The sequence below is a fragment of the Achromobacter sp. CF-sbj1-Ac2-l genome, assembly GCF_052698165.1.
The window spans coordinates 810148-821260 of sequence record NZ_CP199855.1; the positions used below are offsets into that span (position 1 = coordinate 810148).

Annotated in this window: 7 protein-coding genes, 2 tRNA genes, 2 rRNA genes and 1 other RNA gene; 10 read left to right on the forward strand and 2 right to left on the reverse strand. The window is 59.9% G+C overall.

The window, feature by feature from the left end:
* The first annotated feature begins 79 nt into the window (after positions 1-79).
* The 6 genes from ACUDCK_RS03810 to ACUDCK_RS03835 all read left to right on the forward strand — a co-directional run bounded on the left by ACUDCK_RS03810 (position 80) and on the right by ACUDCK_RS03835 (position 4887).
* A tRNA-Ile gene (locus tag ACUDCK_RS03810) sits at positions 80-156 on the forward strand.
* Positions 157-186: 30 nt separating this feature from the next.
* Positions 187-262: transfer RNA gene (locus tag ACUDCK_RS03815), tRNA-Ala, on the forward strand.
* Positions 263-559: 297 nt separating this feature from the next.
* A 23S ribosomal RNA gene (locus ACUDCK_RS03820) occupies positions 560-3440 on the forward strand.
* A gap of 200 nt (positions 3441-3640) precedes the next feature.
* Positions 3641-3753: ribosomal RNA gene (rrf, locus tag ACUDCK_RS03825) — 5S ribosomal RNA — on the forward strand.
* Between the two features lie 326 nt (positions 3754-4079).
* Entirely contained in the window at positions 4080-4445 is a 366-nt protein-coding gene (locus ACUDCK_RS03830) for a DUF4870 family protein (RefSeq protein WP_054501922.1), read from the forward strand.
* Between the two features lie 187 nt (positions 4446-4632).
* Positions 4633-4887: a hypothetical protein gene (locus tag ACUDCK_RS03835; protein ID WP_175168148.1), complete on the forward strand. Its 255-nt coding sequence runs from the start codon at positions 4633-4635 to the stop codon at positions 4885-4887.
* Between the two features lie 358 nt (positions 4888-5245).
* Here the strand turns inward: ACUDCK_RS03835 and ACUDCK_RS03840 are convergent, their stop codons facing one another.
* Entirely contained in the window at positions 5246-5524 is a 279-nt protein-coding gene (locus tag ACUDCK_RS03840; protein ID WP_006217453.1) for an SWIB/MDM2 domain-containing protein, read from the reverse strand.
* Positions 5525-5671: 147 nt separating this feature from the next.
* On the opposite strand from ACUDCK_RS03840, the gene ACUDCK_RS03845 reads away from it, so the two are divergent.
* Both ACUDCK_RS03845 and pyrC read left to right on the forward strand, forming a co-directional pair.
* Complete coding sequence (locus ACUDCK_RS03845) at positions 5672-6865, forward strand: M20 aminoacylase family protein (protein WP_049071372.1); 1194 nt, start codon at positions 5672-5674, stop codon at positions 6863-6865.
* 11 nt (positions 6866-6876) lie between these two features.
* Complete coding sequence (gene pyrC / locus ACUDCK_RS03850; RefSeq protein ID WP_175168149.1) at positions 6877-7941, forward strand: dihydroorotase; 1065 nt, start codon at positions 6877-6879, stop codon at positions 7939-7941.
* A 67-nt stretch (positions 7942-8008) separates the two neighbouring features.
* Here pyrC and ACUDCK_RS03855 read toward each other — a convergent pair whose 3' ends face one another.
* A complete protein-coding gene (locus ACUDCK_RS03855) occupies positions 8009-9844 on the reverse strand; it encodes an ATP-binding cassette domain-containing protein (RefSeq protein WP_116792948.1) in 1836 nt (611 codons plus the stop codon).
* A gap of 110 nt (positions 9845-9954) precedes the next feature.
* On the opposite strand from ACUDCK_RS03855, the gene rnpB reads away from it, so the two are divergent.
* Together rnpB and mraZ are read left to right on the forward strand one after the other, a co-directional pair.
* Positions 9955-10360: RNase P RNA component class A (rnpB, locus tag ACUDCK_RS03860), an RNA gene on the forward strand.
* Between the two features lie 324 nt (positions 10361-10684).
* A complete protein-coding gene (mraZ, locus tag ACUDCK_RS03865) occupies positions 10685-11113 on the forward strand; it encodes a division/cell wall cluster transcriptional repressor MraZ (RefSeq protein ID WP_006392946.1) in 429 nt (142 codons plus the stop codon).

Consider the following 11113-nt stretch of genomic DNA (forward strand, 5'->3'; position numbering starts at 1 on the left):
GCTGGGATCGGTTGTGGGCTTGGGTAGAGGGACTCCTCCCTGTGTCCATGACTTCTGACTACTGATCCGAGAAGGTTTTGGGTCTGTAGCTCAGTCGGTTAGAGCACCGTCTTGATAAGGCGGGGGTCGTTGGTTCGAATCCAACCAGACCCACCAAGTATTCGCAGGTAGAGATGCCGTGGATATGGGGGTGTAGCTCAGCTGGGAGAGCGCCTGCTTTGCAAGCAGGATGTCATCGGTTCGATCCCGTTCACCTCCACCAAGACCTGCGCCTGGTGGGATGTAGAGGCTAACTCATAGCGTCGTGAGGAATAATATCTTCACGGTCTTATGAGTTGGGTTTTACTCAACAGCTATATTCGTTCTTTAACAATCTGGAAGAAGCACAACGAAATGTGCTCATCAAGTAATCAGCTTGCTGATGAAGATGGGTACGGGTTGTGATTGCATTAATTTTGTTCCAAGTTCTCAAGACTGGGGTGAATAACCTCAGACTGCTTTGAAACTTATGAACGGCACAAACGCTAATACTCAGGTCCTATAGCCTACAGCGTTATAGGATCAAGCGACTAAGTGCATATGGTGGATGCCTTGGCGATCACAGGCGATGAAGGACGTAGTAGCCTGCGAAAAGCTGCGGGGAGCTGGCAAACAAGCTTTGATCCGCAGATATCCGAATGGGGAAACCCACTCCGCAAGGAGTATCCCTGACTGAATACATAGGTCAGTGGAAGCGAACCGGGTGAACTGAAACATCTCAGTAGCTCGAGGAAAAGAAATCAACCGAGATTCCGAAAGTAGTGGCGAGCGAAATCGGAAGAGCCTTCACGTTTTAGCATGCAAGATAGTCGAACGGAATGGAAAGTCCGGCCGTAGCAGGTGATAGCCCTGTAGACGAAATTTTGTGTGTGGAACTAAGCGTGAGAAAAGTAGGGCGGGACACGTGAAATCCTGTTTGAAGATGGGGGGACCATCCTCCAAGGCTAAATACTCGTGATCGACCGATAGTGAACCAGTACCGTGAGGGAAAGGCGAAAAGAACCCCGGAAGGGGAGTGAAATAGATCCTGAAACCGTATGCATACAAACAGTAGGAGCCTCCTTGTGGGGTGACTGCGTACCTTTTGTATAATGGGTCAGCGACTTACATTCAGTGGCAAGGTTAACCGAATAGGGAAGCCGTAGCGAAAGCGAGTCCGAATAGGGCGATTCAGTCGCTGGGTGTAGACCCGAAACCAGATGATCTATCCATGGCCAGGTTGAAGGCACGGTAACACGTGCTGGAGGACCGAACCCACTAATGTTGAAAAATTAGGGGATGAGCTGTGGATAGGGGTGAAAGGCTAAACAAATCTGGAAATAGCTGGTTCTCTCCGAAAACTATTTAGGTAGTGCCTCAAGTATTACTGCGGGGGGTAGAGCACTGTTATAGCTAGGGGGTCATGGCGACTTACCAAACTATGGCAAACTCCGAATACCCGCAAGTACAGCTTGGGAGACAGAGCACCGGGTGCTAACGTCCGGACTCAAGAGGGAAACAACCCAGACCGCCAGCTAAGGTCCCAAATTATCGCTAAGTGGGAAACGAAGTGGGAAGGCATAGACAGTCAGGAGGTTGGCTTAGAAGCAGCCATCCTTTAAAGAAAGCGTAATAGCTCACTGATCGAGTCGTCCTGCGCGGAAGATGTAACGGGGCTAAGCGATAAACCGAAGCTGCGGGTGTGTACTTTGTACACGCGGTAGGAGAGCGTTCTGTAAGCCTGCGAAGGTGGCTTGTAAAGGCTGCTGGAGGTATCAGAAGTGCGAATGCTGACATGAGTAGCGATAAAGGGGGTGAAAAGCCCCCTCGCCGTAAGTCCAAGGTTTCCTGCGCAACGTTCATCGGCGCAGGGTGAGTCGGCCCCTAAGGCGAGGCAGAGATGCGTAGCTGATGGGAAGCTGGTTAATATTCCAGCACCGTCGTACAGTGCGATGGGGGGACGGATCGCGGAAGATCATCAGGGTGTTGGATGTCCCTGTTGACATATCGAAGATGGCGCTTAGGCAAATCCGGGCGCGTAAATCAAGGGTATGGCACGAGCGAGCATTGCTTGCGAAGTGATTGGAAGTGGTTCCAAGAAAAGCCTCTAAGCTTCAGCTGTACGAGACCGTACCGCAAACCGACACAGGTGGACGGGATGAATATTCCAAGGCGCTTGAGAGAACTCAGGAGAAGGAACTCGGCAAATTAATACCGTAACTTCGGGAGAAGGTATACCCCGGTAGTGTGAAGCGCCTGCGCGCTTAGCATGATGGGGTCGCAGAGAATCGGTGGCTGCGACTGTTTATTAAAAACACAGCACTCTGCAAAGACGAAAGTCGACGTATAGGGTGTGACGCCTGCCCGGTGCCGGAAGGTTAAGTGATGGGGTGCAAGCTCTTGATCGAAGCCCCGGTAAACGGCGGCCGTAACTATAACGGTCCTAAGGTAGCGAAATTCCTTGTCGGGTAAGTTCCGACCTGCACGAATGGCGTAACGATGGCCACACTGTCTCCTCCTGAGACTCAGCGAAGTTGAAGTGTTTGTGATGATGCAATCTACCCGCGGCTAGACGGAAAGACCCCATGAACCTTTACTGTAGCTTTGCATTGGACTGTGAACCGGCCTGTGTAGGATAGGTGGGAGGCTTTGAAGCGTGGTCGCTAGATCACGTGGAGCCATCCTTGAAATACCACCCTGGTTTGTTTGCGGTTCTAACCTTGGTCCGTTATCCGGATCGGGGACAGTGCATGGTGGGCAGTTTGACTGGGGCGGTCTCCTCCCAAAGTGTAACGGAGGAGTTCGAAGGTACGCTAGGTACGGTCGGAAATCGTGCTGATAGTGCAATGGCATAAGCGTGCTTGACTGTGAGACTGACAAGTCGAACAGGTGCGAAAGCAGGACATAGTGATCCGGTGGTTCTGAATGGAAGGGCCATCGCTCAACGGATAAAAGGTACTCTGGGGATAACAGGCTGATACCGCCCAAGAGTTCATATCGACGGCGGTGTTTGGCACCTCGATGTCGGCTCATCTCATCCTGGGGCTGTAGCCGGTCCCAAGGGTATGGCTGTTCGCCATTTAAAGAGGTACGTGAGCTGGGTTTAAAACGTCGTGAGACAGTTTGGTCCCTATCTGCCGTGGGCGTTGGATACTTGACGGAGCCTGCTCCTAGTACGAGAGGACCGGAGTGGACGTACCTCTGGTGTACCGGTTGTCATGCCAATGGCATTGCCGGGTAGCTAAGTACGGAAGAGATAACCGCTGAAGGCATCTAAGCGGGAAACTCGTCTGAAGATTAGGTATCCCGGGGACTTGATCCCCCTAAAGAGTCGTTCGAGACCAGGACGTTGATAGGTCGGGTGTGGAAGCGCAGTAATGCGTTAAGCTAACCGATACTAATTGCTCGTGAGGCTTGATCCTATAACACTGATGGTTATGACCTGGTGGTATAGCGTTCCAAGTGTCGTTCAATACAAAATCTGGCTGCCCCGTCAGCAGCCAGCCAACACCAATTACACCCACTGTGCGTTGATCATCGAGTCACACTCTGATCGCCACACGTTGCGCTTCTTCCAAGATTGGAGCGGTTGTCCTCAAAGACAATCTCTCAACCCGTTACGCCTGACGACCATAGCAAGGTGGTACCACTCCTTCCCATCCCGAACAGGACAGTGAAACGCCTTTGCGCCGATGATAGTGGACGGACGTCTGTGAAAGTAGGTCATCGTCAGGCTTTTATTGCTCAAAACCCCGCAGGCTAACGCCTGTGGGGTTTTGTCTTTTGGGGCGCGCCATACCATGAAAAGAAACCCCGAAAAGAAACCCCCGTGCGGCTTGCGCCGCACGGGGGTTTTTGTTTTCCACATAGCGCCCGCGACGGAATTCCAGGGCGATCCTGTCATTGATCGTTGTGGTTTCGACTCCTGAAAATCGCTTGCGATAAGCCCCCGCAGCGAGCCTGCAACCCGCGCCAGCATTGAATGTGCCCAAATAACAACGCTCGTGGGATGGCTGGCTTTGTGCGGTAAGATTGACCGAGTCAATTGTTGGAGCGTAATCGTGAGTGATACCCAGACCCCCGCGCCCGGTACGGCATTAGACCTGCGCACGCTGACCCATGTCGCCTATGGTTTGTTCGCCCTGGGCTTTCTGACCAGTGGTTTCCTGGGCATCGCCACCCTGGCGGCTGTCGTGCTGATGTACCTGAAGCGCTCGGACGTCGCCGGCACCGTTTATGCCACCCATTTCGACTGGCTGTTGCGCACCTTCTGGTGGGCGTTGCTCTGGCTGGCCATCAGCAGCCTGGCGCTGATCATCTACATTGGCTGGATCGGTGTAGTCGCGACGGTAGTGTGGGGCTTGTATCGCCTGATCAAGGGCTGGCTGGCCCTGCTGGAAGGCGCTGCGCCGACCTCCTACGCCTGATTCCGGGCGCTCGCACTAAAAAGCCGGCTGACGCCGGCTTTTTTTCGTTCGGGACCACGCCGTGGCGTTGACGCGCGGGCGGCAAAACTATCTGGATGGGCGATCGCTCGCCATTGACTGTCTCGCGGCCATCACAGGGTAAGGCGCGAACGCCACGAGGGGCCTTTTGGAGGTAGTGGCGAGCGTCATGTTGCTGCACGATGAACCGCGGCGCGACTTGGCGGCGTTGGTGCGTATGGCGCAGGTGTTGCTGGACCTGGCGCAAGGGCCGCAGTTCAGCAATGCCGCGCTTGATGTTGCGGCCGATGACCGGAGCGCTGGCGAGTTGCTTCGCTTGTTCGATCGGGCGCGGCCCCACGACATATATCTACTCGCAGGTATCTTCGCGTATGGCCGCACAGCGATCGACGGCCTTGACGTTTCGCGCCTGCTTGCTCGATGAAGCGCAGATCGTCGCGTGCCGAGCATGGCGAGCCATGAGAGATCGCGGACCTTTGCTGAGCAGCATTGCGTTCAGAACGCCGACCCGTACGCGCGGCTGCCACGACAGCGTGAGGGTGCTCATGCATCTCGATCGAGACCGCAATGATGTTGCCCACGCGATTCGACGCGACAGCGTTCGCATGCAAGATGGATGAGGTGGGGAGCAAGGCCGTGCCCATCGCGGGTATGGGACTGGCTGGACAAGGCGCAAAGCCTGTGGCGGCGGGGATCTTCGGAAGTCGGGTCCGCCCGGCGTTCTAGCCAGGGCGTCGCGACAGTATCGAGGCAGGGACGTACAGGGTACGCCCTTTGCCTGCTTACTTCAGATGTGCGTTGACCAGTTTGGTCAGTTCGAACATCGTGACCTGATCCTTGCCAAAGATCGGGCGCAGCTTGGCATCGGCGTTGATGTTGCGCTTGTTGCTCGCATCTTGCAGGTTGTGCTTCTTGATGTATTCCCAGATCTTCTTGGTGACCTCGGTGCGCGGCACGGCTTCCGAACCGATCACAGCGGCCAGTTCGGCGCTGGGAGTCAGGGGCTTCATGAATGCAGCGTTCGGCTTGCGCGCGGTCGCGGGTTTGGAGGTTGTGGCCATAATGCGGCGCTCCTTCTCTGGCTGTTGGAAAAATTGTCCTGCGGCCGGAGCATAACGTGTCTCTCCCGTAAAGACAAAGGCATTTATCCTCTGTAGCAACTAAAATATCCCCACTGTCCCCCCTCTCACGTCATTCTGTAACCTCCTATGTACGCACGTTCTCCTTTGGAATCAATTCGCCTGTTCCATGACGAATTGACGGCGCTGCGGCGCGACTTGCATGCCCATCCCGAGCTTGGCTTCGAAGAGGTCCGGACGTCCGGGATCGTCGCAGGTGCGCTTGAGGCGCTTGGAATCGAGGTGCATCGCGGAATTGGCAAGACCGGCGTGGTGGGCGTCATCCGCGGCAAACGCTGCGACAGCGGCCGCATGATCGGCCTGCGCGCCGACATGGATGCGCTGCCGATGACGGAGGACAACGAATTCGGGCACAAGTCGACCAAGCCGGGCCTGATGCACGGTTGCGGCCACGACGGCCATACTGCTGTGTTGATCGGGGCGGCGAAGTATCTGGCGCAGACGCGCAATTTCGATGGCACGGCCGTGCTCATCTTCCAGCCGGCCGAGGAAGGACGCGGTGGCGCCAAGGCCATGATGGAGGACGGGTTATTCGATACCTTTCCGTGCGATGCCATCTATGCCTTGCACAACTGGCCGGGCTTGAGGCCCGGCACCATCGGCATCAATCCGGGGCCGATGATGGCCGCGGCAGACCGCTTCGAGATCCTGATCACAGGCCGTGGCGGCCACGGCGCGCATCCTTATCAGACGATTGACCCGGTCACGATCGCCGGCCAGGTCATCACGGCATTGCAGACCATCGTGTCGCGCAACGTCAATCCGCTGGATTCCGCGGTGGTGTCGATCGGGTCCCTGCAGGCGGGCCACCCTGGCGCGATGAGCGTGATCCCGCGCGAGGCGCGGCTGGTGGGCACGGTGCGCACATTCCGCAAGTCGGTGCAGGAGATGGTCGAGACGCGCATGCGCGAGCTGGTGACGGCGATCGCCGGCGCCTTCGGCGGCACGGCCGAACTGACTTACGAACGCATCTATCCCGCGACCCTGAACACGCCACAGCATGCCAACCTGGTCGCCGACATCGCCACCGAGATGATCGGCAAGGAAAACGTGGTGCGCGATCTGGTGCCGTCGATGGGGTCGGAGGATTTCTCCTTCATGCTGCAGAGCAAGCCCGGCGCCTACTTCCGCCTGGGGCAGGGCGGCGCCGAATCCGGCTGCGTGCTGCACAACTCGCATTTCGATTTCAACGATGCCGTCATTCCCCTGGGCAGCGCGATGTTCTGCGCGCTGGCCGAACGGGGCATGCCCCTGGCAGATTAAGAAGCCTCTACATGTCCACGCAAAACACCAATCAACTGATCATCACCCGCCCCGACGACTGGCACCTGCATCTGCGCGACGGCGCGGCCTTGGAAGCGGTCGTTGCGGATACGGCGCGGCAGTTCGCCCGCGCCATCATCATGCCCAACCTGAAGCCGCCGGTGACCACCACCGAGCAGGCGCTGGCCTATCGCGGCCGCATCCTGGCGGCGTTGACCAAGGCGGGCGGCGATGCGGGCGCCTTCACGCCGCTGATGACGCTGTACCTGACCGACAATACCTCGGCCGAGGAGATCTTCCGCGCGCACGAGTCGGGCCAGGTCTACGCGGTCAAGCTGTATCCCGCGGGCGCGACCACCAATTCCGACGCCGGCGTGACCGACTTGCTGGGCAAGTGCGCCAAGGCGCTGGAAGCGCTGGAAAAGTGCGGCATGCCGCTGTTGGTGCATGGCGAAGTGACGGATCCGTCGATCGACGTGTTCGACCGCGAGGCGATCTTCGTGGAGCGCGTGATGAAGCCGCTGCGCCGCGCGTTTCCGGCCTTGAAGGTGGTGTTCGAGCACATCACCACCAAGGAAGGCGCCGAATACGTGCGCGATGCCGAAGGGCCTATCGCGGCCACGATCACGCCGCAGCACATGCTGTACAACCGCAATGCGATTTTCCAGGGTGGTGTGCGGCCGCATTGGTACTGCCTGCCGATCCTCAAGCGCGAGACGCACCGGTTGGCACTGGTGGAAGCGGCGACCAGCGGCAGCCCGCGTTTCTTCCTGGGCACCGACAGTGCGCCGCACGCGCGCGGCCTGAAAGAGCACGCTTGCGGCTGTGCCGGTTGCTACACCGCGCTGCATGCGATGGAGCTGTACGCGACGGCGTTCGATGCGGTTGGCAAGCTGGACAAGCTGGAAGGGTTCGCCAGCTTCCACGGCCCTGATTTCTATGGCCTGCCGCGCAATACTGGCAAGCTGACCCTGGTGCGCGAAAACTTCCAGATCCCGGACGAGGTGCCGTTCGGCAACACCGCGCTGGTGCCGCTGGCCGCCGGCGAGACGCTGGCCTGGCGCGCGTCGGTCTGAGCGCGGCAACTGCCCTCTATATATAGAGGGCAGGAGTCGCCGTGGCGGCGGCGCTGACGGGACGGGATCAGAGCGCGCTTTCGCGGCGCGCCTCGAGCAATTCCCAGCGCGCGAACTTTTCCTCGAGTTCGCTTTCCAGCTTGGACAGCTCGCTGTTGATGCGTTCGACTTCGGCGGGCGCATCGCGGTAAAGGCTGCCGTCGGCGAGCTTGCCGGCCAGTTCGGCTTGCTGCGCTTCGAGCGCGGCGATGGCTTCGGGCAGGCCTTCGAGTTCGCGCAGCTCCCACGAATTCATCTTGGCGGCGCGGGCCGGCTTGGGCTTGGCGGCCTTGGCGCGGGCCGCGGCTTCGTCGGCCGCGCGCGCCGCCTTGGCTGCGTCTTCCTGCGCCGCGGCGACCGGCGCCGGCGCGGGGCGCTGGGCTACCCATTCGTCATAGCCACCGACGTAGTCGCGCCAGTGGCCGTTGCCTTCGTAGGCGATGGTCTGCGTGACGACGTTGTTCAGGAAGGCCCGGTCGTGGCTGACCAGCAGCACGGTGCCCGAGTATTCCTGCAGCAGTTCTTCAAGCAGTTCCAGCGTTTCGATATCGAGGTCGTTGGTCGGTTCGTCCAGCACCAGCACGTTGGCCGGACGCGCGAACAGGCGCGCCAGCAGCAGACGGGCGCGTTCGCCGCCCGACAGGCTGCGCACCGGCGAACCGGCGCGGGCGGGCGAGAAGAGGAAGTCGCCGAGATAGCTCATGACGTGCTTGCGGGTGCCGCCGATCTCGACCCACTCGCTGCCCGGACTGATGATGTCGACCAGCGTCGCGTTCTCGTCGAGCTGGGCGCGCATCTGGTCGAAGTAGGCCACCGACACGTTGGTCCCCAGGCGGGTCGTGCCGCTGTCCGGCTGCATCTCGCCCAGGATCAGCTTTAGCAGCGTGGTCTTGCCGGCGCCATTGGGGCCGATGATGCCGATGCGGTCGCCGCGCAGGATGGTGGTGGAGTAGTCGTCCACCACGATCTTGTCGCCGAAGCGTTTGCCGACATGGTCGAGTTCGGCCACGAGCTTGCCCGAGCGCTGGCCCTCGGCCAGCGCCAGCGACACGTCGCCGACCCGTTCGCGACGCTCGGCGCGTTCGACGCGCAGGCGTTCCAGGCGGCGCACGCGGCCTTCATTGCGGGTACGGCGTGCCTCCACACCCTTGCGGATCCAGACTTCCTCCTGGGCCAGCAGCTTGTCGAAGCGGGCCTGTTCGAGGCGTTCGGACTCCAGCCACTGGGCCTTGCGCTCCTGCCATTGCGAGAAGTTGCCGGGGAAGCTGAGCAGCCGGCCGCGGTCCAACTCGACGATGCGGGTGGCCACGGAATCCAGGAAGCGGCGGTCGTGGGTGATGATGACGGCGGCGCCCTTCCAGGTGCGCAGCATTTCTTCGAGCCAGGCGATGCCGTCGAAGTCGAGGTGGTTGGTGGGTTCGTCCAGCAGCAGCAGATCGGGTTCTTCGACCAGCGCGCGGGCCAGCGCGACGCGCTTGCGGGTGCCGCCCGACAGGCCGGCGATCTGGACGTCCGCAGGCAGGCCGAGCTTTTCCAGCACGGCGCGCACGCGCGAGGGGCGCTGCCAGTCTTCATGGTCGCCGTCGACATTGCAGACCACGTCGAACACGGTGGCGTTCTCATCCAGTTCCGGTTCCTGTTCGACCGTGGCCACGCGCAGGCCCGAGCTGCGGGCGATGTCGCCATCGTCCGGCATGGTGCGGCCGTCCAGCAGCCGCAGCAGCGAGGACTTGCCGGCGCCGTTGCGGCCGATGAGGCCGATGCGCTCGCCGGCCTGAATGGCGAAGTCGGCGTGGTCCAGCAGCGGGTGGTGGCCATAGGCCAGCTGGATGTCGGTCAGGGTGATGAGCGTTGCGAGGGCCATGTGGGTCGGGTCGTTCTTGCGGCGGATAAGCGGATCAGACCGGTATTGTCGCAGGAACCCGCGCCGCTGTTCGGGGACGGAGCGGCGACCTGTACTAGAATACGCACCGCAAGGCGGGTCGGGCGATCGCGGTGGATGCGAGTCCATCGAGGAAGGTCCGGACTCCACAGGGCAGGGTAGCGGCTAACGGCCGTCCGGTCGCGTCTTCGGACGCGGTCGAGGAACAGGGCCACAGAGACGAGTCTGCGGGGCGGGCGCGCCAGTCGCGCACCGATACGGCCATCTCCGTATCGCGCCGGTCGGCAACGGCCGGCGGCATCGCAGGGTGAAACGCGGCAACCTCTATCCGGAGCAACATCAAATAGGCATGCGTGCGGCTTTCGGGTCGCGAAGGGCGGCTCCGTCCGAGCATGCGGGTAGATGGCTACAGCGGCTCAGCAATGATCCGCGCAGAGGAATGATCGTCCGCCAGGGAAACCTGGTGTACAGAATCCGGCCTATAGACCCGTCTTGCATTGGATTTCCGATCGACGCATGGCGCCGCGGCGCTTTTTTCTCGCCGCGATATCCGCCACCTGGCGCGCAACGCCCGCCAGTCTTCGGCAAGCGGGCCGGGTAAAACAATGCAAAGGCATTGTTAGCCGCCACTTCTTAAGAAGCACTTTTAGATAGTGACGCAACCTCCTGATTTATTGGGAGGTTTTTCTTTTTGCGTATTTACAAGTTGCTCTAAGTCCTTGTTGTGATTGAAAAAATTGCAACCGCGCGCTTGACCGCCCCATTGCCATACCGTAGAGTGGGAAATAGTAGGAAATTGTGCAATTAAGTGGGGTAAAAGTGGTGTTTCAGGGAAGCAGCGCGCTCACGCTGGATGCCAAGGGACGGATCTCGATTCCGACCCGGCATCGTGACGCGCTGATGGCGCAGGCCGAAGGCCGCCTGACCCTGACCCGCCACCCAGACGGCTGCCTGCTGGTGTACCCGCGGCCCGAGTGGGAAAAGAAGCGCGAGCAGATTGCCGCCTTTCCCATGACGGCGCGCGCGTTGCAGCGGCTGTTGCTGGGCAACGCTCAGGACGTGGAACTGGACGGCTCCGGCCGCGTCCTGATCGCGCCTGAACTGCGCAACGCTTCCGGTATGACGCGCGATGTGATGCTGCTCGGTCTGGGCGCCCACTTCGAGCTGTGGGATGCCGCTACCCTGGCCAGCCGCGAGGCTGAGGACCTGGCCAAGGGTATGCCGGATGTGTTGAATCAGTTTTCGTTCTGA

Excerpts from the sequence above, each read along its gene's own strand:
- pyrC (WP_175168149.1), top strand. The coding sequence starts at position 6,877 with ATGTCCACGCAAAACACCAATCAACTGATCATCACCCGCCCCGACGAC.
- ACUDCK_RS03840 (WP_006217453.1), bottom strand. The coding sequence starts at position 5,524 with ATGGCCACAACCTCCAAACCCGCGACCGCGCGCAAGCCGAACGCTGCA.
- ACUDCK_RS03845 (WP_049071372.1), top strand. The coding sequence starts at position 5,672 with ATGTACGCACGTTCTCCTTTGGAATCAATTCGCCTGTTCCATGACGAA.
- ACUDCK_RS03835 (WP_175168148.1), top strand. The coding sequence starts at position 4,633 with ATGTTGCTGCACGATGAACCGCGGCGCGACTTGGCGGCGTTGGTGCGT.
- ACUDCK_RS03855 (WP_116792948.1), bottom strand. The coding sequence starts at position 9,844 with ATGGCCCTCGCAACGCTCATCACCCTGACCGACATCCAGCTGGCCTAT.